At 63.7% G+C, this 23004-nt stretch carries 18 protein-coding genes; 11 read left to right on the forward strand and 7 right to left on the reverse strand.

Annotated features, from left to right (window positions below; translation table 11 throughout):
• Positions 1-697 precede the first annotated feature (697 nt).
• Both JJ896_02360 and JJ896_02365 read left to right on the forward strand, forming a co-directional pair.
• Entirely contained in the window at positions 698-1834 is a 1137-nt protein-coding gene (locus JJ896_02360; protein MBO6778473.1) for a glycosyltransferase family 4 protein, read from the forward strand.
• A complete protein-coding gene (locus tag JJ896_02365; GenBank protein ID MBO6778474.1) occupies positions 1831-2352 on the forward strand; it encodes a thioredoxin fold domain-containing protein in 522 nt (173 codons plus the stop codon). Before JJ896_02360 ends, JJ896_02365 begins: the two co-directional genes overlap by 4 nt.
• Positions 2353-2481: 129 nt before the next feature.
• Here JJ896_02365 and JJ896_02370 read toward each other — a convergent pair whose 3' ends face one another.
• From JJ896_02370 to prmC, 4 genes are read right to left on the reverse strand one after another with little or no spacing between them, the layout of a single operon-like run.
• Positions 2482-3324 (reverse strand): hypothetical protein, encoded by an 843-nt coding sequence (locus tag JJ896_02370; GenBank protein MBO6778475.1) that lies wholly within the window; start codon positions 3322-3324, stop codon positions 2482-2484.
• A gap of 55 nt (positions 3325-3379) precedes the next feature.
• On the reverse strand, positions 3380-4021 hold the full coding sequence (locus JJ896_02375; protein MBO6778476.1) for a hypothetical protein: 642 nt from the start codon (positions 4019-4021) through the stop codon (positions 3380-3382).
• Positions 4022-4070: 49 nt separating this feature from the next.
• Positions 4071-5198: an NAD-dependent epimerase/dehydratase family protein gene (locus tag JJ896_02380; GenBank protein ID MBO6778477.1), complete on the reverse strand. Its 1128-nt coding sequence runs from the start codon at positions 5196-5198 to the stop codon at positions 4071-4073.
• Between the two features lie 5 nt (positions 5199-5203).
• Positions 5204-6076, reverse strand: coding sequence for a peptide chain release factor N(5)-glutamine methyltransferase (gene prmC / locus JJ896_02385; GenBank protein ID MBO6778478.1), 873 nt, complete (start codon positions 6074-6076; stop codon positions 5204-5206).
• 144 nt (positions 6077-6220) lie between these two features.
• Between prmC and glgP the strand changes: the two genes are divergently transcribed.
• A complete protein-coding gene (gene glgP / locus JJ896_02390; protein MBO6778479.1) occupies positions 6221-8257 on the forward strand; it encodes an alpha-glucan family phosphorylase in 2037 nt (678 codons plus the stop codon).
• Positions 8258-8290: 33 nt separating this feature from the next.
• Here glgP and JJ896_02395 read toward each other — a convergent pair whose 3' ends face one another.
• From JJ896_02395 to JJ896_02405, 3 genes are read right to left on the reverse strand one after another with little or no spacing between them, the layout of a single operon-like run.
• Positions 8291-9109 carry a phenylalanine 4-monooxygenase gene (locus tag JJ896_02395; protein MBO6778480.1) on the reverse strand — a complete coding sequence of 273 codons (819 nt, stop codon included), beginning with the start codon at positions 9107-9109 and terminating at the stop codon, positions 8291-8293.
• Positions 9110-9149: 40 nt separating this feature from the next.
• Complete coding sequence (locus JJ896_02400; GenBank protein MBO6778481.1) at positions 9150-9365, reverse strand: hypothetical protein; 216 nt, start codon at positions 9363-9365, stop codon at positions 9150-9152.
• Positions 9362-10783, reverse strand: a complete 1422-nt coding sequence (locus JJ896_02405; protein MBO6778482.1) for a hypothetical protein — start codon at positions 10781-10783, stop codon at positions 9362-9364. The genes JJ896_02400 and JJ896_02405 overlap by 4 nt, the downstream gene beginning before the upstream one ends.
• Before the next feature lie 93 nt (positions 10784-10876).
• Between JJ896_02405 and JJ896_02410 the strand changes: the two genes are divergently transcribed.
• The 8 genes from JJ896_02410 (at position 10877) to JJ896_02445 (ending at position 22997) form a co-directional block, all read left to right on the forward strand.
• Positions 10877-12016, forward strand: coding sequence for a serine/threonine-protein phosphatase (locus JJ896_02410; protein MBO6778483.1), 1140 nt, complete (start codon positions 10877-10879; stop codon positions 12014-12016).
• A gap of 396 nt (positions 12017-12412) precedes the next feature.
• Complete coding sequence (locus tag JJ896_02415; GenBank protein ID MBO6778484.1) at positions 12413-13390, forward strand: M23 family metallopeptidase; 978 nt, start codon at positions 12413-12415, stop codon at positions 13388-13390.
• Positions 13391-13548: 158 nt separating this feature from the next.
• Complete coding sequence (locus JJ896_02420) at positions 13549-13767, forward strand: DUF2795 domain-containing protein (GenBank protein MBO6778485.1); 219 nt, start codon at positions 13549-13551, stop codon at positions 13765-13767.
• The gene (locus tag JJ896_02425) at positions 13739-16180 is read left to right on the forward strand and encodes a BamA/TamA family outer membrane protein (GenBank protein MBO6778486.1); all 2442 of its coding nucleotides are present in this window, start codon (positions 13739-13741) and stop codon (positions 16178-16180) included. Before JJ896_02420 ends, JJ896_02425 begins: the two co-directional genes overlap by 29 nt.
• A gap of 2 nt (positions 16181-16182) precedes the next feature.
• Complete coding sequence (locus tag JJ896_02430; protein ID MBO6778487.1) at positions 16183-16794, forward strand: cyclic nucleotide-binding domain-containing protein; 612 nt, start codon at positions 16183-16185, stop codon at positions 16792-16794.
• Positions 16795-16833: 39 nt separating this feature from the next.
• A complete protein-coding gene (rlmD, locus tag JJ896_02435) occupies positions 16834-18234 on the forward strand; it encodes a 23S rRNA (uracil(1939)-C(5))-methyltransferase RlmD (GenBank protein ID MBO6778488.1) in 1401 nt (466 codons plus the stop codon).
• Positions 18227-19213: an NAD-dependent epimerase/dehydratase family protein gene (locus JJ896_02440; protein ID MBO6778489.1), complete on the forward strand. Its 987-nt coding sequence runs from the start codon at positions 18227-18229 to the stop codon at positions 19211-19213. Before rlmD ends, JJ896_02440 begins: the two co-directional genes overlap by 8 nt.
• Before the next feature lie 121 nt (positions 19214-19334).
• On the forward strand, positions 19335-22997 hold the full coding sequence (locus JJ896_02445) for a multifunctional oxoglutarate decarboxylase/oxoglutarate dehydrogenase thiamine pyrophosphate-binding subunit/dihydrolipoyllysine-residue succinyltransferase subunit (protein MBO6778490.1): 3663 nt from the start codon (positions 19335-19337) through the stop codon (positions 22995-22997).
• Positions 22998-23004: the final 7 nt, after the last annotated feature.

Here is a 23004-nt window from a genome sequence, read left to right on the forward strand (position 1 = left end):
GACAGTGGGAGTTCGGCAGATGGATGGTGGGTGATCCTGCGCGTCCCGAGTGTAAGCGCTTACACGCCGGTTTCGCAAGGCAATCACAAAGAATCGATAATCTTCACGGGGATTCTTCGATAACCGGCAAGCGCAAGGGCAATTGCGCGTGGGGTCGGGCCGGGGGATTCCGGCGGGGCGCGGGGGGCGATCGCCCGCCGGGCTGTGGGCGTCGTCGGGGTGCCGGGGGCGATCGCCCGCCGACCGTGCGACGCCCCCGAACGTTCGAAAGGGGCGAATTCTCGACCTCGGCGCCGCCAAAGACGCCCATTAGGTTCAATCACGGCCGATATGGAACCTTTGCCTCCCCAAAGACGCCCATTAGGTTCAATCACGGCCGATATGGAACCTTTGCCTCCCCAAAGACGCCCATTAGGTTCAATCACGGCCGATATGGAACCTTCGCCTCCCCAAAGACGCCCATTAGGTTCAATCACGGCCGATAATGGAACCTTTGCCCGGCCAAAGACGCCCATTAGGTTCAATCGGGGCCGATATGGAACCTTTGCCTCCCCAAAGGCGCCCAAGAGGTTCAATCAGCGCCGATTTCAATGCGCGCCGTGGAACCGTGACCTGAGGGCCAGGGCCCGCCGACGCGGGGTCCGACCCTGCATTCGCACGCGGACCCCGGGCGCCGCGCGGGGGTTCTCGCCCCGGCATGACCACTTCCGCCCCGACTGATCTCCTCTTCATGATGGCTGGCGACGTGCACCGAAATGCACGTGCGCTTCGCCAGTTGGGAGCACTGGCTGCAGATGGCATGTCGGTGCGGGTTCTCTGCCTACCCGGGCAGGCCACTTCTCCGCTCCCGGATGGCGTCTCCGTAGAGCCAATAGCCGTGCAGGGCAGCGGCGGGCCGGGCTTCTTCCGGCGCCTGCATCGGCAGTTTGCGGAGGCCGCAGCCGCGCACGCCGCGAAGCTGGTCCACGCCTCCGACCTTTACGTACTTCGCGCCGCGCGCCAAACCGCAAGAGCCCGCGGCGTCCCCTACACCTTCGACGCGCGCGAGCTCTACACGCACGTCGCGGCGACGGCCGGGAGACCCCACGTGCGATTTTTCTGGGATGTGGTCCAGCGTGGTGCCATCCGTCAAGCCGCTCGCGTGTGGACGGTCAGCAACCATATCGCAGACTTCCTGGCCGAGCGGTACGGGATCACTCGCCCGGACGTCCAGCTCAATGCGCCCGCATTCCGGGAAATAACGCCGGACCCGTTCCTCAGAAACACGCTCGGTCTGATGCCGGATCAGCCCATCCTGCTCCATCTGGGACAGTTGAGAAGGGATCGTGGAGCGGAGGTGTTGATCCAAGCGATGGCAGAGTGGCCGACCACCGCCCCGGATGCTCAGCTGGTATTTCTCGGCTACGGACCCCATCGCAAGACGCTGGAACGTTTGGCGAATGGGCTCGCACGCGTGCACTTCCTGGACCCGGTGCCGCCGAATCGGGTGTTGCCGGTTACTGCAGGGGCAGACCTGGGCGTGACGCTGCTGCAGCCGACTTGCCTGAATCACCGGTATGCGCTGCCGAACAAGCTCTTCGACTATCTCGCGGCCGGCCTGCCGGTGGTTGCTTCGGATCTCGAGGAAACGGGGGCGATGGTGCGGCGATTCGATTGCGGCCTGACGGTGGAGCCGAACCGCCCGGACGCGGTTCGCGACGCCCTGCTCAAGGCATGCACCCGAAGCGCCGATACCCTTCGTTGGAAGCGTAACGCGCGCGTTGCTGGCGAAACATTAGACTGGAACGCGGTTTCAGACCGATTCGCGCGGCAGATGCGCAGCCTCATCCCATGACACGACTTTTCTCTACCGTAGTACTTCTGCTCGCCATGGCCGGCACCGCCCTGGCGCAGTCGCCGCGTGCTGCGGTGTGGATTCCGTTTGAGGAGGCCCTCGAGATGGGCAAGAAGGCGGAAAAGATGGTCCTGGTAGACATCTGGTCGCCGCGATGTGGCTGGTGCCGCAAGATGCAGGAAGAAGTCTATACGCGCGATGACGTACTGGACTACCTGGACGAGCACTTCATCACCGGCCGCCTCAACATCGACGTGCGTGACGACACGCTGTCGTACCTGGGTTACGAGCTTTCGTCTGCGGACTTGTCGGTCGGATTCGGGGCGCGTGGAACGCCGACCACCGTTTTCCTGACACCTGACGGAGGCTACATCACCCGCCTACCCGGGTATCACGACTACGATTCCTACTGGCCGGTGCTGCAGTTCATCGGGTCCGAATCGTTCCGGGACATGAGCTTCCAGGAGTTCATGGAGAAACGCGGAACGCCGCTGAAGCAGGCCGAGGGCCAGCGCTAGGGCTTCAGCGCCAGGGCCTCAGCGCTAGGGCCGCAGCGCCAGGGCCGCAACCCCACGGCTTCAGCGCCAGGGCCTCAGCGCCAGGGCCTCAGCACCAGGGCCTCAGCACCAAGGTTCAGCCCCAGGGCCTCAGCCCTCGGAGACCACGCCCCGAGCCACGGCGCCCCCGGCATACTGGTCCTCCCGGCGGTGTTGCAGGAACAACTGTCGGGCGTGAGAAGCGTCGCAACGGCTGAGGTCAAGGTCAGCGTACAGAATGTGCTCCTCCATCTCCGGCGCCCGAGCGACCACACGACCGTCCGGGTCAGTCACGAAAGATCCACCGCCAAACGTAAGCACGTCCTCTTTGCCCACCCGGTTGGCCAGCGCGCAGAAATAGCCGTTGTGAAATGAGGCCACACGCACCTCGGCCTCAAACAGCCCTTCCGGCCACTCGCCCAACGCCCCGGCCTGCGGGATGAGCACCAGATCGGCCCCGTCCAGCGCTATGGCACGCATGTACTCCGGGTAATGCCGGTCGTAACAGATGGCTATGCCGATGCGCCCGGCTGCCGTCTCGAAAACGGGAGCCCCCGTATCGCCCGGGTCGTAGTAGTCCTGCTCCCAGAACCCGTCGTATTGCGTGATGTGCATCATGCGGGTCGTGCCGAGGAGCGTGCCGTCGGCATCGATGACGGGGCTGCTGTCGAAGGCCTGGTCGCCGTCCTGCTCAAACAGGTTCAGCACCACGACAACGGCGCATTCCCGTGCTACGTCCTGAAATTGACGCACGGTGTCGCCGCGCAGGCTCTCCGCGTGCTCCAGGCGATCCCCGGTCCGCCTGTGCTGCGGAAAAAACGGCGTGAAGGCCAGCTCTGGGAATACCACCAGGTCTGCTCCACCGCGGGCCGCCTCCCGGACGGCTTCAACACCGCGGGCAACATTCTCGTCGATGCGGTCACTCACCGCATACTGAACCAGGGCAATACGCATGGACTGAGGCGTTTGTGGCCCCCGAAAAACTCCTCAGTCGGCCGGGCGATCCCCGCTAGCGGCTACTGGACGGGCTGAGCACTCCCGCGGCGAGCGTCGCGGCGAAGAGAATGGCGCCGACAATGCCGACGGCGCGGAGCCCGCTGCCCAGTTGATCCTGGCGGCCGGCGGACTGCCCGGGCAGGTCTGCGTTCGCCAGCGCCTGATTGTAGGTCTCCGCCGAAACGCGCTGCAGATAGTCGGAGCCCAGTTCGCGAGCCATGTCGTCCGCGAGGCGCTCCATCCAGTACAGGCCCATGAGCCCATCCGGGGCCTGTCCGTCCTGCATGCGCTGGAAGTTGCCCTTGATCTGCACAAAGCGCACATCGCCCCGATCGTCCGCGTTGACGGTGAGGCGCATGTACAGCTCATTCAGCGCCGGATGGGCGAGTCCTGAATCGGCCCGCATGGCCTCAATTCCCGCCACGGACGTATAGTCGGTCTGCAGCAGCCCCAGGCGCTCGTTGGCGAGCGTGATGGTGAAGTCATGGGCCACCAGCACGGCGGTCGCCACATCGACGACATCGATCTGCTCGGCGTCTGTGGTGAAGGCTACCGTCTCCACTCCGGCATCTCGTGGTACGGCAACGCGCGCGGCCGACGAGCATCCGGCCACGAAGACCGAGAGAACTGTCAGTGCGGTAAGGGCTGCTTTCACGGGACTACGGCTGGTTAACACGTGAGGGATCGTCCCTACGGAGCGTGGCTTAAGCGTCGTCCCAGGCGGTCAGCACCTCCGCCTCCCGATCGGCGGGGAGTCCGGCGCGCGGTTCGGCACGCTCCGCCTCCGGGCGGGCCTTGTGCCACGCCAGGGTGTCTCGAAACGTCTCTCCAATCGGCCGGAAAGTGAGTCCTGCCTGCACGGCGCGCTCCACCTGCACAAAGGTCAGCGGATTGGACGGAATCCAGACCGGCATGTCTCCCCATGGACGCACACCATGTTCGGACAGGAAATCCGCGGGCACCCACTCAAGAGTGGCATCCTTGCCGACGGCCTCCTGCCCGGCCTCCAGCATCCCGCGCATGCTCAGTCGACCCGCCGGGCCGGTGCCGTTGAATACACCCGCGGTTCCTCCCTCGGCCAGCCTCACAATCCAGGCGGTGAGGTCTCGAGCATCGATGAACTGAACCGGGTCCCGACCATCTCCGGGAGCCAGCACTCGACCGCCGCGATCCAGACGGGCAGGCCAGTAGGTGAAGCGATCTGTCGGGTCTCCCGGGCCCACAATCAGTCCCGGCCGCACAATGGTTGTACGCTCGTCACCGAAGGCCTGGCGAGCCTCACCCTCGGCCATCCACTTGAACGGCCCATATGTGGCGCCCGTAACCTCCTCCCCGCCATCGTGATCGGCCGGAAGCTGCGAAAGCGGCGAGTCCTCATGGATGCGCGCAGCCTGCTCCGCGTCGGAGCCGGGCTCTGCCCCGTCGAACGAGGCCGGCGCGTAGACCGAGATCGTGGACACATGCACGTACTGATCCGCCGCGTCTTTGAGCATCCCTGCAGACCGACGCACCCAACCGGGCAAGGTCGCATGGTTGTCGATGACCACATCCCAACGCCTGCCTTCCAACGCCGAAAGGTCTCCGGCACGGTCTCCGACCAGCTTCTCCACGTCAGGAAACAGGTGGGTGTTCGTGCGACCACGATTGAAAATGGTCACGTCATGTCCGCGCTCAAGCGCGTATCGCACCATGTGGGGGCCGATGAAACCTGTGCCGCCCAGAATCAGCAGTCTCCGCGGCTTTGTGAATGAGCCCATCGCACGAGACGGAAACGCGGAGAGGCCCGCGCCGACAAGCGCGGCTGATTGCAGGAACTGGCGGCGGGTGGTCATGGCGGTCAGAACGGTTGTCGGGTGGCGCACAAGACGCGCGGCCTGCCGGAGAGGTCCCTGACGATGCGCTGGGCACCCAAGTGAGTACTCCGAAGCAACTCCAGAAGACGCGCCGCATCCGGCGCATGGGTCTCAACAAGCAGTCGGCCACCGGGCACCAGGAGACGGCCGGCCCACCGGACAAGCGCACGGACATACGCCTCACGATCGCCGTCCACAAAGAGCGCCGTCTCCGGCTCATGTGCGAGTTCGGGTTGCAGATCCGGGGCGTCCTCGCGCGGTACGTACGGGGGGTTACTGGCGATGAGGTCCAGCCCCCGCGGGAGCACCTGCTCCGGATTCAGCATGTCTCCCTGGATGTGGGTCACACGCGCGTCCAGCTTCTGCGTATTTCGCCGCGACCAGTCCAGCGCCACCGGACTGATGTCCAGGGCAAAGACACTGACATCGGGCCGTTCCAGCGAGATCGTACAGGCGATGCAGCCGCTGCCGGCGCCTGCGTCAAGTACGCGCGCATTCCCGGGCAGCCCCTGCAGGGCCTCTTCCACCAGGTGCTCGGTCTCCGGCCTGGGAATCAGCGCTCCGGGACCGACCTCGAACGTGCGACCGAAGAAATCAGCCCGCCCAAGGATGTACTGCAGGGGCTCGCGAGTCGCCCGGCGCATCGCAGCTCCCATCGCCCGATTCGCCTGATCGGAATCGAGCGGCGAATTCCCGGCAACAAGCAGTCGGGCCCGGTCCAGGCCCGTGACCCATTCAAGGATCCAGTCGGTCTCTCTCGCAGCCGTTTCCGGGGCTGCAGGTTCGATCAACGCCCGGATGCGGGTTCTCGCCTCTTCTACGGTCGTTGGCAGCGCTTCCAGCGATTTTGGGGCCACAGGACGTGATTTGAATGTTTTGTTGCGATCCGGGCCGGACCGGAACCGCCCGTATTTCCCGCGTTCGTTGCACGAAATGGCGCGCCTGCCGTTTCCGGCCGCCGTGCGCATACGGCGACCCGTCGACCCACCTGGCCCAGAGATATGGACACCCTGCAGAAACTGGAAACGCTCTCCCGCAACCTGTGGTGGAGCTGGCACCCGGAAGCTATAGAGCTCTTTCGTCAGCTGAATCCCGGAGCGTTCCGCGCCGCCGGCAACAGCCCGGTCGCCGCCCTGCGGCAGGCGGACCCGGCCGTTCTGGCGCAGAAGTCGTATCAGGCGGAGGTCGATGAGGTCTTTGCAGACTTCGACGGCTACATGACCTCGCGCGGAAAGCACGCCGATGCGCCCCGCACGGCCTACTTCTGCATGGAGTTCGGCCTTCATGAGAGCCTGCCCCTCTATTCCGGCGGTTTGGGCATCCTGGCCGGCGATCACGTCAAGGCGGCGTCTGATGTCGGCCTTCCGTTTGTGGCGGTCGGCCTTTTCCTGCGTGACGGCTATTTCAAGCAGTATTTCGACCCCAAGGGCTGGCAGCAGGACGAGTATCCGTCAATAGACGCCACCCGCCACCCGGTCGAACTGGTGCGTGGTCCTGACGGCTCCGAGGTCGTGGTCACCGTGCATTCTGGATGGCAGACGGTACACCTTCGCGCATGGCGTCTGAAGGTCGGCCGTTCTACGCTGTACCTGCTGGACACCGACTTTGACGAGAACCCCTACGAACTCCGTTTCCTGACGCGCCGCCTGTATCAGGGCAACCGTACCACGCGTCTGCAGCAGGAAATCATCCTGGGTATCGGTGGTCTGCGCATGCTGCGTGCGCTTGGCGAGCAAGCCGACGTGTACCACATGAACGAGGGGCACTGTGCCCTCATGGCGCTGGAGCTCCTGCGCGAGCGTCGCGGCTGGGATCACCAGGCCGAGGATTGGGTGCGCCAGCACTGTGTGTTCACCACGCATACGCCCGTGGCGGCCGGTCATGACCGTTTCGACCCTGCGCTCTTCCTGGAGCAGATGGCGCAGTTCCGCGAGCAGATCGGCTTCTCCGAGCACGAACTACTCGGCTGGGGTCGGGTGAATCCGCACGACATCTCCGAGCAGTTTACGATGACGGTGCTCGGGCTCAAGCTGGCCCGCTCGTCCAACGGCGTGTCCCGGCTCAACGGCGAGGTCGCCCGCCGGCAGTGGCACCACCTGTACGCCGACCGCGCAGTGGAGAACGTGCCCATCGGCCATGTGACGAACGGTATCCACCTTCCCACCTGGACTTCGCCGAAAGCGCGAGGCTTCCTGGCCGACAAGCTGGGCGAGGACTGGATGGACAACCGCGAAGAATCCGCCGTTTGGGATCGTCTGAGCGGCGCCTCCGACAGGGAACTCTGGGCGTACCGCTCGGGACTGCGTACAGCGCTGATCGACTACGTGAAGCACCACATCCGGTACCAGACCATGCCGCAGACGGCCAATCTGGATCCGGACGTATTGACCATCGGCTTCGCGCGCCGGTTCGCGACCTACAAGCGTGCGCCGCTCCTCTTCTCGGACCTCGATCGTGCGGCCGCGCTGTTCAATGACCCCAAACGTCCGATCCAGGTCATCTACGCCGGCAAGGCCCATCCCGCCGACAAGGAGGGCCAGCGGTTCATCCACCAGATCTTTGAGCTGACGCAGGACCCGCGCTTCAACGGTCGCCTGGTCTTTCTGGAGAACTACAACATGGAGGTCGGCCGCATGCTGGTTTCCGGATCCGACGTCTGGCTCAACAACCCGCGGCGCCCCTACGAGGCCAGCGGTACGAGCGGCCAGAAGGTGGCCATCCATGGCGGCCTCAACCTGTCCATTCTGGATGGCTGGTGGCCGGAAGGCTATGACGGGACCAACGGCTGGGCCATCGGCAGTGATGCGGGGCACGAATACAAGGATCCTGCGGTTCAGGACCCGGAAGACGCCAACTTCCTGTATCAGACCCTCGCCGAGTCCGTAGTGCCGGAGTTCTATGATCGGAAGAGCGGCGTGCCAGAAGCCTGGGTAGCCCGCATGCGCAGCGCGATGAGCAAACTCAGCTATGAGTTCTCGGCCCATCGCATGATCTGCGACTACATCGACACCATTTACGCCGACGGCGTAGAGGCCTAGGCCGAAAGACGTGAGCCGCGAGAGGAAGCTGCCCTACAGCAGCCCTTTCGCGTGCGTCCAGTCTCGGAAGCTCTCCACGAGCTGTTCGAAGCTTTCGAGCTCGAACAGAATGGGCTGCAGGTGCCAGACGTCGTAGTCCTGCTCGACGATGCGCTCGACATCGAACGACAGGCGCTCCACCTTGTCTGAGAGCGCGTTCAGGACCTCGTTCTTCGAGGACATCACGCCCGCGCCGAAGATACGAGTGCCCTCTTCCTGCTTGATGAGCCCGAACTCCACCGTGAACCAGTGGAGGCGCTCCAGCCGAGGTCGATCGGCACCCTCCGCGTGCAGGGCTGCCTGGCCGAAGAGCTGATAGAAGTCGGCAAAGGCCGGCTCGGTCAGCATGGGCATGTGGCCGAAGATGTCGTGGAAGCAGTCCGGGGCCGGCGTGTAGTCCAGTTCTTCGACACCGCGGATATAGTCCGTTGACGGAAACGTGCGCTCCGACAGAAGTCTGAAGAAGTCGCGCTCGTGCAACAGCCCCGGGATGCGGGCGATGCGCCAGCCCGTAGCCTCCTCCATGCGGGCGCTCAGGTCTGCCAGACGCGGGATACGGTCCGGCGTCATGTGCAACACCTCGACGCCTTCAAGGAAGGCCTGACCGGCCCTGCCGGGCAGAAGCTTCATCTGCCGGTCAAACAGGAAGCGCCAGTTGTCGTGCTCCAGAGCCGAGTATTCCGGAGCCACGATGTCCGGACCGATGGGAGGATTGTCCTCCAGGTTCTGTGGCACGCAACGCGGATCAATGCCCTCGTCAGCGGCCTTTTCGTACGCGGATCGTGTGTCTTCCAGGTTCAGGACGGCGTCCATCAGCAGGGGATAATGCAGCCTAGCGAAATTTCGCTATTCGCTACTCATCTGCCGGGAGCGGGTTCCTGTTCAGCCACCCGCCGATGATCAGATATCCGCCCAAAACCAGGCCGGACAGCGCCAGCGTCGAACCGTCGGCCAGGGTCGGCATGCCGATGACCAGTCGCCCCATCATATGCATGAGGCCGAACAACCCGGCCAAAAGCGTCGCCCCCGCCACAATGCGCCCCCAGTTCTCAAACGCCCAGTTCGTCACACCACCAGTCCCGCCACCAGATAGGCTGCAAATGCTACCCCGCCAATCGCAAAGGCGTAAGGCATTTGGGTGCGCACGTGGTCCACGTGGTCGCAGGCCGCGGACATGGATGATATGATGGACGTGTCGGACAGCGGCGAAGCGTGATCGCCCCAGACACCCCCCGACAGCACGGCGCCGAGCATCAACGCCTCCGGCAGATTGAGGCCGGTAGCGAGCGGAAGGGCGATGGGCAGCAGGATGGCAAAAGCCGTCCAGGAGGACCCGAGCGTGAATGAGATGAAGGAGGTGACCACAAACACCAGCGCCGGGATCCACCAGGTCGGGACCCCATCGCCCACGAGACTCACCACGTAGGGACCCATCTCGAGGGCACGGGACACCTGCCCGAGGGCAAACGCAAAGACAATCAGAACCGTTACGCCCACGAGCCCGGCCGAACCCTTCAGCACAAGCGCGCTGGCTTCCATCGGGGTCATCACCCTGCGCCCGTTGCGGGGGATCAGGTACAGAATCGAGGCCACAAAAATGGCCGTGCCGACTGCCCAGAGCACGGATGTTGAGCCGGACCCCGCCATCATGTCACCATCGCCCGTGATGTAGAGCCCGACAAAGATCATCAGGACCATGGCACCCAGCGGAATCAGGAGATCCCGTGCCTGCCGAGGCGACCCTTCCACCGGCTCCAGCTCGGCGATCTCCTCCGCGACCAGCGGGGTTGAGCCGGGCCGGGTCAACTGGCCGGTTTCCAGCGCGCGCGTCTCTGCTGCTTTCATGGAGCCGAACCGCCATCCGAACAGCGCAACGCCGAGTGCGAAGAGAATGGCAAACCAGCTATAGAAGTTGAACAGCAGGCCGGAGACCAACAGGCCTACCGCGCCGGCCGTAATGCCCTGAGCCGCGAGAAGTCCCAGGATGTAGGCTCCCCAGCCGTTGAGCGGAAGCGTCATGCAGACGGGGGCGCTGGTCGAGTCACAGTAAAAGGCCAGCTTCTCCCGAGGAATCTTGAGCTTGTCGAAGAACGGCCGGCTCACGGCACCCACCACCAGACACGTGATGGATGACTCCACAAACACAATGAGGCCCACGACCCACGCGAGCAGTTCGGCGCCACGACGTGTCTGCCCCCAGCCCCTGCGTTGAGCCCACTCCACAAAGCCCGTCACACCGCCGGAAGCCTGAACAAGGGCCATCAAACCACCAACGAGCAGGCAGAAGAAGACGATGCGGGTATTGCCGGCATCCTGAAAAACCAGAACCAGCTGTTCCACCAATTCCCGCATTCCGTGAATGGGATTGCCACCGACGAGAATCGTCGTGCCGATCCAGAGGCCGGCAAACAGCGACAGATAGACCTCCTTGGTCCAGAGTGCCAGCACAATTGCGGCAATTGGGGGAAGCAGTACAATCCAGTCCATGGGCGCTCCGGTTGGGGATCAGGAAACTACGCACAGTTCGTGGCCCGGCACTGCACCCAATCGATGCCCGGTTCGTAGAAGGCCCATCCCTCCATGTCGCAGGCACCAGAAACAGAGACCGTTTACGAGAAATCGGCCCGCTTCGCGGAGTCGGTGTTCCGCGATTTCAGCTCGGGCGAGATCCCGCAGACCCTGCGACAGGACCTCCAGGAGACGTACGATTTCTATCTGGACGGCGAGACCCGGGAGCGCCTCTCAGAGATGCACCCCATCAAGCGCTGGGCCTTCTCCACCTGGTATCTGTGCAAGAATCTTGTCCTGAAGCTCACCCCGACCCGCCGCATCATTCTGCTCGTGGGTGTCGTGCTGGCCATCGATGGCGCCGGCGGTGACACCACCAATCTGCTTCTGGGCTTTTTGGCTCTCCTGTTCATCCTCGGGCTGGAACTGAAAGACAAGCTCCTGGCGCACGATGAACTCGAGGCCGGCCGAGTCGTCCAGTCAGCTCTCATGCCGGAGCGCAGACCCAAGTTTTCGGGTTGGGATATATGGCTGTACACGGCACCGGCCAACGACGTCGGCGGTGACCTCGTGGACTGCCAGAAGGTGGACAAACAGCGGTTCGCGGTGTCCCTCGGAGACGTTTCTGGCAAAGGACTCGGAGCGGCCCTGTTCATGGCCAAGCTGCAGGCGACCGTTCGGGCGATCTCGCCGTCCATCCGTTCCCTTGCCGAGCTCGGCGCCCGCGTGAATGAAATCTTCTGCCGAGACGGCCTGCCGGGGCGCTTTGCAAGTCTTGTCTATGCGGAGTTGACCCGGGATGCCGGTGAGGTTCGTTTTGTAAACGCCGGCCATTTGCCACCGCATCTGGTGAAGCGGGAAGGCGTGGTGGAGACCGACAAGGGAGGCCCGGCGATCGGCCTGTCGGTCAATGCGCGCTACACCGAATCGGACCTCCACATGGAGCCGGGCGAGGTTCTGGTGCTGGTCAGCGATGGGGTCACCGAAGCCCGCGACCAGTATGGGTCGTTCTTTGGCGATGACCGCTTTCATCGACTGCTGGAGTATGCCTATGGCCATTCCGCAGCAGAAGTTGGCGAGCAGATCGTAGACGCCGTCGAGGCCTTTGTAGGAGCCGCCAGACCAAGTGACGACCTTTCTGTGGCGGTGATTGCCAGACGTCCGGCGCGCGTGCTGGGGTCCGGCCCTCCCCCCGGGAAGTCCCGGGTTTAGCAGCGCAAGCGAACCTGACCACCTGCGATGGCGTTGGGGCGTGATGAGCACCTTGACCCCCCCCGATCGGTCTTGGTATACTCACCCGGTTCCGCGGGCCTTATCCCCCGGGACTAACCCCTCAACCGAAACGCACGCCTCCGACCCGCTTCCACCCCCCATACCCCCGGCAGACTGACAGGAACGCCTGACGCTGCTGAGTCAGGTCTCCAACCCCCGGATTTGCCCCACAATCTTCGTCATACCTCTTCTGGTACCAGCGGCACCCACACCGCGGGAGGACGAAATGCGGGGCGGGTTAATGCGTCGCAAATTCGATCGGTTGCTTCCGAAACATTCTTCTCGGCCGATACTCCCCACCAAAGTACCCGGTCGAAGGTCGCTCCCCGTCGACGCATGGCTAAACACCGCTACTACTATTACGACTCCGAGTCCTGCTCCTTTGTTGAGCTGAAGAGCCGGAGGAAGCGCCTGCAAATGCAGGTGGCTGGAGTCGTGTCGGTTGCGCTCCTTCTTGCCCTCGGACTCACCTGGGGTATGGATCATGTGGTAGAAACGCCACAGGAACTCGCGCTTCGCGCAGAAAATGAAGCGCTGCAGCAGCAGTTGGCCGACTTCGATGCGCGCATCTCCGCCGTGACCGGTCAGTTGGCGGAGCTGAGTGAGAAAGACCAGGAGCTGTATCGCTCCATCTTCCAGGCAGATCCCATCTCTGACGACGTGCGCCAGGTGGGTGTCGGTGGTACCGACGCCTACGCAGCGTTCGGACGGTTCAGCCCGAATGCGGCTTCGCTTCTGCGCAATACCGCTCAGGGACTGGATCGGTTGGAACTCCAGATCGGACTGCAGACGGACAGCTACCGCGAGCTCACCCGGTTCGCAGGCGAGTATGATCGCCAACTGGACGAAATGCCGGTCATCATCCCCTCGGAAGGCCGGGTCATCTCCGGCTTCGGCATGCGCTACCATCCGATCCTGAAGGTGCGTCGCATGCATTATGGCGTGGACATCAACGTCAACACCGGCACGCCGGTGGTCGCCGCTGGCGATGGCGTCATCATGGAGGCCACCCGCGGTAACGGGTTCGGCAACTACATCAAGATTCGACATGAGACGGCAGGGTACGTGACCGTCTACGCGCACCTGCGCAGCTTCGCGCCCGGTCTGCGCAAAGGCCAGAAGGTGGAGCGTGGAGACCTGATTGCCTACAGCGGCAACACCGGACTCTCCAAGTCACCGCACCTGCACTATGAGGTCCGGGATCTGGACGGCCGAGCCCTGAATCCGATCTACTTCCTGGCCCCGAGCCTCACCCCGGCGGCCTACAAAAAGATTCTCGAGGAAGCGGAAAACACCACCGTCATATTCGACTGACGGCGGCCGCACAGCCCCTCATCCTTCGCAGAATCTGCAGGAACGGAACGCGTAGTTCCGGCTCTAACCCTCGGTTTTCGGGAGCCCGAAGACCGTTGCATTTGAAGAATCAGCATCCTATAGTGACCGGCGAGCACGTTGCTCCTGCCGGATAGAGCATGTACTGGACTCTTGACTTGGCCTCCTACCTGGAGGATGCCCCTTGGCCCGCCTCGCGCGTGGAGCTCATGGACTATGCGGAGCGCACCGGCGCGCCGCAGGAAGTCGTGGACAATCTTCGCGCCATGGAAGATGACGGAGAGCCGTACGAAAGTATTGAGGAAGTCTGGCCCGATTACCCGACGGGCGATGACGACTTCTACTACGAGGAAGACTAGGCGCCGGCACACCGCCCCCGACCGGACGCGCGGACTACTCAGGCGGGCTGCCTGGTTCTTCTTTCTGGTCGCCGCGCTGCCGCACTCTGCCTCCCAGGCGCAAACGGCATCGCCCGAATACCGTGTGGCCCATGTGCGCTATGAGGGCGACCTCATCTTTTCGCGCGAGCAGTTGGAGCTGCGCACACGTACGCGCGGCAACCGTCGACTTCTGAACATCCCTGGAGCCACCTGGTGGCTGTGGCTGCACCAGTTCGGCGGATGGATTGGAGGCAGCTTCGGTCGCGGCCTGCAGAGCACCGGTCAGCCACCGCGCGAGCTGGACCTGGACGTCGTCGAAGCAGACGTGCAGCGCCTGGAGCTCTTCTACAACCAGGAGGGGTTTCGCCGCGCTGCCATCGATGCCGTCATCGACTCGACTCGCGGGGCCGAGAAGGTGCACGTCCGGTTCCAGATCGACCCGGGTCCGCCGACGTTCATCCGAGAAGTCCGCTACGAAGGGCTGGATCCGCTGGACACCGCACGTCGTCGGGCGCTGGTAGAAGGCAGCCTGCTGGGCGATGCGCGGGCCGCGGGGCCGGAGGTGGATGGTGACGAGCGCTACTCGGAACCGCTCTTGCTGGAAGAAGGCCGGCGTATCCTGACGTTTCTGCGAAACACCGGCTACGCGTTCATCAACCGGGACTCGATCCACGCGGTCGTGATTCCGGTAATGCCGGACTCGTTTGACGTGGTGATGGACATTCGCCTGGGTCAGCGCTATCGGTTCGGTGACCTGGCCTACCGCGTTACGGGTCCGGAGACCGGAGTCGCGACGCGCCAGGATACCCTCGTTCTGCGCAGGGCCGGTACATCGTTCGAAATGCCCGGTTCAGTCGAGGGCGACACCCAGGTGGACCCCGACCTGCTGCGTCGCACGTTGCGGTTTCGCCCCGGTCAGTGGTTCGACCAGAGCCTGGTGGACGCGACCAAACGGCGCCTGGACGCCGTCGGCGTGTTCGCCTTCACGGATGTCCGGCCGCTGCCGCCGGACTCCGGTTCCATCGCCATTCCCCACCTGTTTGACCTGCAGACCAGGGACCGCCACCGCATTCAGCTTGAGACCTTCATGCTCCAGCGCAGCGGAGGGTTCGCCGACAGTGACAACGAGATCGGGACGGGTATTGGTGTCAGCTACTCCAACCTGAACATCTTCGGCGAGGGAGAGGCCTTCCAGTTGCGCTCTACCGGCACCATAGCGGCAGACCTCGGACTCCAGAAAGGCTTCACCAGCACGCAGTGGGACATTTCAGGCACATTCTCCTTCCCCTATCTGACGTGGCCGGTCGGCGGACTTGACCGTCGGCTGGGACTGTTCGATGCGCGCACGCGGGTCTCGGTCAGCTTCCTCGCGGCCCGGCGCGACGCCCTCCGCCTGGTGCTCAGGGGGCGGGGCAACCTGAGCTATCGCTACGAACTGCGCCACACGCCAACGCTGACCAGTTTCGTGGATGTACTGGACGTCAGCGTATCCAACCCGGACACCCTGGCGGGCTTTGGAGACATATTTCTGGACGATGTGCTGGCCAGCATTGACGACCCGGTGCAGCAGGGCCAGATCGTGGAGGACTATACCCAGCCACAGATCAACAACGCGCTCCGATACACCCTGCGGTCCGGTCGTGTGGACCCCTTCCGGCGCGACGACGGGCATGCCTACGAGGGTTCGGTCGAGATCGGGGGCAACCTGCCGTACCTCCTGGACCGCTTTGTATTTGATCCCGGTCCTGCCCAGGGCACCCTGCCTGGATTGCCATTCTTCGGAGGGTCCAGCAGCGACGACCGCCTCATCTACCGCCAGTACCTGCGGGGCGCTGTGGACCTGAGACGTTATCACACGATCGCTCCCGGACGCGTACTGGCCTGGAAAACCGTTGTGGGCGTTGCCCGGCCCATCGGACAGGCGGACGTGGTCCCCTTCGACCGGCGGTTCTATTCGGGTGGTGCCTCGAGTGTCAGGGCATGGCGTCTCCGCGAGCTCGGACCTGGCTCTGCCTCGTTTTCGGACTCGGTCGGTGTGGGTGGCACGAACATTCTGGGCGGCGAGGTGAAACTGGAGGCATCCGTAGAGCACAGACTTGTCGTCATCCGCAGCCTTTTCGAAGCCGCCTGGAGCCTGGCCCTGTTTGTGGATGCGGGTAACGTCTGGTCCGGCCCCCGAAACCCGGGCCCAGACGCCGGCCGCTTCCGTCTGGACCGCTTCTACAAAGAGATCGGTGTGGGGTCCGGCGTCGGACTTCGGCTGGGCTGGGACTATCTCATCGTGCGGCTCGACCTGGCGTTCAAGGTGCACGATCCCTTGAGAAGTGGCGAATTCCTGCCCGATGGGCTGTCCAATTTTGTGCCCCAGTTCGGCATCGGCCATACCTTCTGAGCATGGCCATCGGCTCCACCATACTGGATGCGCTCCGGCGCCTTGCAAATCGTGTCTTTCGGCGCGAGGAGGATGCCCGTGTACGCGCGATGGCCGAACTGCTGGACGAGATCCCGCTCTTTCGGCCGCTGCCTCGCGGCATGCTGCTGGATCTGGCAGCCGCGTTTCACGAGCGGTCGTATCGAAAGGACGAGTTTCTCTACTACGAGGGCGACCCCGGCATCGGCCTGTATGTGGTACAGTCCGGTAACGTACGGTTGCTTGTGGAGGACCCCGAAGGCACCACCCACGAGATCTGCGAGGTGGGGCCGAATGAGATTCTAGGCGCGACCTGTCTGCTGGGAGGCGGCGTGATCAAGCGCACGGAAAGCGCGCAGGCCACCGTGCCCACCCAGGTGCTCGGCCTGTTCAGCCCCGAATTCCGCACCTTGCAGCGCCGTCATCCCAAGACCGGAGCCGCGGTCGCCACCTTGCTGGCCCGGCACTTTGCCCAGCGTCTCACCGAGACGCGAAAACTGCTCATCGAAGAGAGCGGCTCCATCGAGACGGCCACCTGGCTGGCACAGGCTGCACGCAGCGCGGCCGAACACGCCGATCCGCCACCAGGCTGGTAGCCACTCTTTCCAACGGGTCCGTTGCGACCCCTATCGCGCATGAAGAAAGGAGCCCAACTGGAGCTCTCCATCGAGAAATTCGCCGACCGCGGTAAATCCCTGTCCCGCGTGGATGGATACGTGGTGTTTGTCCCAGGGGGTGTCCCGGGCGATGTGGTGCGCGGCACCCTGATCCGAAAGCGCAAATCCTTCGGGGAGGCCCGTATCGATGAGGTGCTGACGCCGAGCCCGCTGCGAACCGATCCACGCTGCCGATACTTTGGCACATGCGGCGGATGCAAATGGCAGCACGTGCAGTACGAGGCGCAGCTCGAGGCCAAGACCCAGAGTGTACGGGAGGCGCTTGAGCACGAGGGCGGACTGACCGGCATCACCATGCGGCCGACGCTCGGCTCCGAGCAGATCTACGAGTACCGCAACAAGATGGAGTTCTCCTTCAGCGCCGAACGGTGGCTGACCAAGGAGGAGATCGCCAGTGGCGAACCGTTCAATCTGCAGTTTGCCCTTGGCCTGCACGCCCCGGGCTATTTCAACAAGGTGATCGACCTGGAGGAGTGCCACCTGCAGTCGGGCCTGAGCGCCCGGCTGGTAAATGCAGTTCGCGGCTTCGCACAGGAGCGCGGCTGGAAGCCCTGGCATATTCGAAAGCATACCGGCTATCTGCGACACCTGGTCATCCGGCAGGCGGGCAACACGGATGAGCTACTCGTCAACCTCGTAACGAACCGGTACGACGCCGAGCGCATGGTCGAATTCGGGGCGTGGCTGCAGGAGGAGTTTCCACAGGTGACCACGTTCGTCAACGCCGTCAATTCTGGCGTGGCCCAAACGGCGTTCGGGGAGGAGATCCACGCCGTGTTTGGCCCCGGGGTCTATCATGACATGATCGGGGGTCTCACATTCGAGATCGCACCGAACGCCTTCTTCCAGACCAACACAAAGCAGGCAGAAACCCTGTACAAGGTGGCCCTGGAGGCCGGCGACCTGACGCCGGAGGATCACCTGTATGACCTGTACTGCGGTGCAGGCTCCATCAGCCTCTTTGTAGCCCCTCACGTCAAGCACGTGATCGGCGTTGAACTGGTCGAGGATGCCGTCGTGAATGCCCGCGCCAACGCGAAGGCCAACGGGATCGAGAACGTCACGTTCGAATCGGGCGACATGCTCAAGCTGCTCACGCCCGAGTTTGTGCGCAAGCACGGAAAGCCGGATGTGATGATTGTCGATCCACCACGCGCCGGCATCCACCCCAAGGTGGTCAAGCAGATTGCTCAGGTCCGTCCGGAGCGCCTGGTGTACGTGAGTTGCAACCCCCGCACGCAGGCCCGGGACATCGCCCTGCTCGGAGATGCCTACCGCGCCGAGTGGTCCCAACCCGTCGATCTCTTCCCCCACACCCACCACATAGAGAATGTGGTCCGGCTGACTGCCAATGGCTGATCGACGCCCCGTTTTCGTCACCGGCGGCACGGGGTTCGTCGGAAGCCATCTCGTGGAGGCCCTGCGAGCCCGCGGGTATGAGGAGATCCGTTGCCTGGTGCGCAACAAACCGGGCTGGCTGGAGCACATCGCCCACACGCCGGTGCGCGGAGACCTGACGCACGGTCCGACCCTGGCGCAGGCCATGCAAGGTTGCAGCGTGGTCTTCCACGTGGCCGGCCGCACGCGGGCGCGAACCTGGGAGGAATTCGAGGCGGCCAACATAACGGGCACGACCAATCTGTTGGAGGCAGCCGCCACACTGGACCAGCCGCCCCGCATCCAGATCGTCAGCAGCCTGGCCGCCGTCGGCGACGTGGCGGCGGACATCGCGGACGAGTCCACTCCGCTCAATCCCGTGTCGCAATACGGGCGCAGCAAGGCCCTGATGGAGGTCGCCATCGAGCCCTGGCGGCAGCAACTGGACCTCAGCGTGGTTCGGCCGCCGGCCGTCTACGGGCCACGCGACTCCGACATCTTTACCGTTTTCCAGGCTGCTTCCCGCCGGCTGTTCGCCGTGGTAGGCGGCGCCAAGGGGCCCGCCATGACCCTGGTCCACGTACGGGATCTGGTTCGGGGCATGATCGATGCCGCAGAGACTGCCGAAACGCGGAATCAGACCTACTTCCTCGGAGCGGACCCGCCGTACAGTTGGGATCAGGTCCGGGATGCCGCAGCACAGGCCCTGGGGCGCCGCGTCGCGACGCTCCGCATTCCTCGCCCGCTCATCGTTCCAGTCGGCACGATGGTGGAGAAAGTCGGGGGCCTCTTCGGCGCATACCCTCCGCTGAATCGGGAGAAGGCGCTCGAAATACGGGACGCCTGCATCATGTGCACCTCCGGGGCGGCACACCGTGATTTTGCCTACCAGGCGTCGGTGCCGCTTCAGGAAGGCTTCGACGAAACTGTTACTTGGTATCGGGCACACGGCTGGCTGTGACGCCCGACCAAAGGGGGGAATCAAAGCCCAAACCGCATCGTTCACGCTGGAATTGACCAACTCCCAGGCGTGCACACCCTCGCGCCTTCCTGCACCTCACCCGCTCAGACTTCCGCCACTAGTGAGCAACCTCGGATTCAACACCGGCTACATTGAAGACCTGTACCGGCAGTACCTGGAAGACCCGAACAGCGTCAGCGAAAGCTGGCGAGACTTCTTCCAGGACTACAACCCAGGAGAAGAGTTTGTAGCGGCAACGCCCGCCCAGCCCGCGACCGCCCCGGCTCAGACGCCGACTGCGACGGCCACGCAGGCCCCGACCGGCCGGGGGGACGGTGCCACGGCGGCAGCCGACCTGCAGGAAGGTGCAGAGGCCAAGGCCATCCGTGGCCCGGCCGCCAAAATCGTCGAGAACATGGAGGCCAGCCTCCAGGTCCCGACGGCCACCTCGGTACGCTCGGTTCCGGTCAAACTGCTGGCCGAGAACCGCCAGCTGATAAATGCCCACCAGCGCGATGTGGGCGGCAACAAGGTGTCCTATACGCACCTGATCGCGTACGCGATCGTCAAGGGCATTGCCGCCTTCCCGAACATGAATACCACGTTCCGTCAGCAGAACGGAACGCCCGAACATGTCATCCCCGGATCGGTCAACCTGGGACTGGCCATCGATGTCGAGCGCCGAGGCCGACGCAGTCTCCTGGTGCCCAACATCAAGGGTGCTGACGGCCTCAGCTTCCGCGAGTTTTTGGGTCACTACAATGACCTCGTGCGCCGTGCCCGCGACAACAAGCTCGAGATCGCGGATTTCATGGGCACGACCGCATCGATCACGAACCCGGGCATGATCGGTACGGCGCTCTCGGTGCCCCGCCTCATGCAGGGCCAGGGCCTGATTGTCGGTGTCGGCTCAATCGGTTACCCCACGGAGTACCACGCCTTCCCGCCAGAGGTCATCGCGCGGACCGGCATCTCCCAGGTGATGAGCATCACCTCGACCTACGACCACCGCGTCATCCAGGGCGCCGAGAGCGGGGCGTTCCTGAAGCACGTGGAAGAGCTCCTGACCGGGCACCACAGCTACTACGAGGAGATTTTCCAGAGCCTGGGGATCCCGTACCAGCCGTATGTCGGTGCCGTGGACTCCACTCCCATGGTGGGTGGACAACGCGCCGACGAGCTGGACATGGTGCGCAAGCAGGCCAAGGTGCTGCAGCTGATCCGCGCCTATCGGGTACGGGGGCACCTGCAGGCGGATGTGAATCCGCTGGGCTACAACTGGCGCTACCATCCGGAACTGGATCCCAAGGAGTACGGACTGACCATCTGGGATCTGGACCGCGAGTTCGTCACAGGCGGCCTCGCGGGGCACGACATGCTGCCGCTCCGGGACATCCTGGAAATCCTGCGGCAGACCTACACCCGCAAGGTGGGTGTCGAGTTCATGCACATCTCGGATCCACAGGAGAAGCGCTGGCTGGTTGAACGCATCGAGCCCGTGCGTGGTGTCGAGCCGATCTCGGAGACGGCGAAGAAGCGCATGCTGGAGAAGCTCAACGGAGCGGAGGCGTTTGAGAACTTCCTGCACACCAAGTATATCGGTCACAAACGATTCAGCCTGGAGGGCTCCGAGACGGTCATTCCCATGCTGGACATGATCCTGTCGGATGCGGCCAACCAGGAGACGGCCGAAGTGGTGATCGGCATGGCCCACCGCGGGCGCCTGAATGTGCTCGCGAACATCCTGAACAAGCCCTACGAGGTCATTTTCTCGGAGTTCGAGGGCAACATCGATCCGAATACGACGCAGGGCTCGGGCGATGTGAAATACCACCTCGGCGCGCGGGACGAGCACGAGTCGCCCTCCGGGTCGAAAGTGAAGGTGACGCTGGCCTCCAACCCCAGCCACCTGGAGGCCGTCAATCCTGTCGTTGAGGGCATGGCGCGCGCCAAGCAGGAGGCCATTCGGGACGAACGTGGTGACTCCGAGCGCCGCGACTATCACGATGCCGTGCTGCCGATTCTGATTCACGGCGATGCGGCCTTCGCCGGCCAGGGCGTGGTCGGAGAGACCCTGCACCTGTCGCAGCTCCCCGGTTACGAGACCGGCGGAACGGTGCACATCGTCATCAACAACCAGATCGGATTTACCACAGGGCCCGAGTCCGCGCGGTCTTCCACATACGCGAGCGACATCGCCCGCATGATCCAGGCGCCCATCTTCCACGTCAATGGCGACGATCCGGAAGCGTGCGTGCGGGTGGCCCGCCTGGCCCTGGACTTCCGGCAGGTGTTCAACAAGGACGTGGTCATCGACCTCCTGTGCTACCGCGTGCGCGGGCACAACGAGGGTGACGAGCCGACCTATACCCAGCCGCTTCTCTACAAGAAGATTGAGGCCAAGCGCTCGGTGCGCAAGCTGTACACGGAGCTGCTGCTCCGCCGCGGCGACATGAGCCCCGAAGAGGCAGAGCAGGTCCTGGAGGATTACCGCAATCGCCTGAACGATGCGTTTACGCGGACCAAAGAGGTCACGGCAGAAGAGCCTGCACCGCCGCCGCGAGCACCGCTAAGGTCCAACGAGCCCGAGGGTCCGGTCAAGATTGAGACCGCTGCCTCCCAGGATTTGATCGATGCGGTCATCAAGTCCCTGATGACATTTCCGGAGGGCTTCAACGTGCACAAGAAGCTGCTTCGCCAGTTTCAGCGGCGCGAGAAGCTGTACCACGACGAGCGCAAGGTCGATTGGGGTTTTGCGGAGGCACTGGCCTTCGGCACCATCCTCGCCGAGGGTCGCCACGTGCGTCTCAGCGGGCAGGATTCCCGGCGAGGCACGTTTTCGCACCGTCACGGCGTGGTCTACGACCAGGAGAACGCCGACGAGTACATCCCGCTCAACCACGTGGCGGAGAAACAGGGCCGGCTGTACATCTACGACAGCCTGCTGTCGGAGTACGCCGTCACCGGTTTCGAGTATGGCTATTCCGTGGCCTCGCCCGATTCACTGGTAATCTGGGAGGCCCAGTTCGGCGACTTCGCCAACGGTGCCCAGATCATCTTTGACCAGTTCCTGTCGGCAGCCGGCGAGAAATGGGGGCAGGAAAGCTCGCTCGTCCTACTGCTGCCGCATGGGTACGAGGGACAGGGACCCGAGCACTCTTCCGCGCGCCTGGAGCGCTTCCTGCAGCTGTGTGCCGAGGGCAACATGCAGGTCTGCAACATCACCACGCCTGCAAACATCTTCCACGCGCTGCGTCGGCAGGTGCATTCAGAGAAGAAGCTGCCTCTGGTAGTAATGTCGCCCAAGAGTCTGCTGCGCCACCCGCTGGCGGTCTCCGACCCGGCCGACTTTACGGAGAGCGCATTCCGGCCGGTGATTCCGGCTGATGTCGACGATCCATCCTCCGTGGAGCGCCTGGTCTTCTGCAGCGGGAAAGTGTACTACGACGCCCTTCAGAAGCTGAAAGAGACCGGAGCCCCCGTGGCGCTGGCCCGGGTCGAGGAGTTGTATCCGCTCGATCGCGCCGCGATCAGGGAGGAACTGTCGCGGTTCCCTTCAGCCAAGGTGATCTGGCTCCAGGAGGAACCCGCCAACATGGGCGCCTGGCAGTTCATCCGGTACCCGCTGGAGGAGCTGCTTGCCGAGGTGCGCGGAGACGACTGCGAGCGAATCGGCTACGCCGGTCGGCCGATGTCCGCATCGCCCGCTACCGGGTCGCATCACGTGCACGCGGTGGAGCAGGACGGGATTGTCGCGCGGGCACTTGGACTTGAGTCGGAGTAGCCGTCTT

The organism is Rhodothermales bacterium, from assembly GCA_017643395.1.
Classification (GTDB): domain Bacteria; phylum Bacteroidota; class Rhodothermia; order Rhodothermales; family UBA10348; genus JABDJZ01.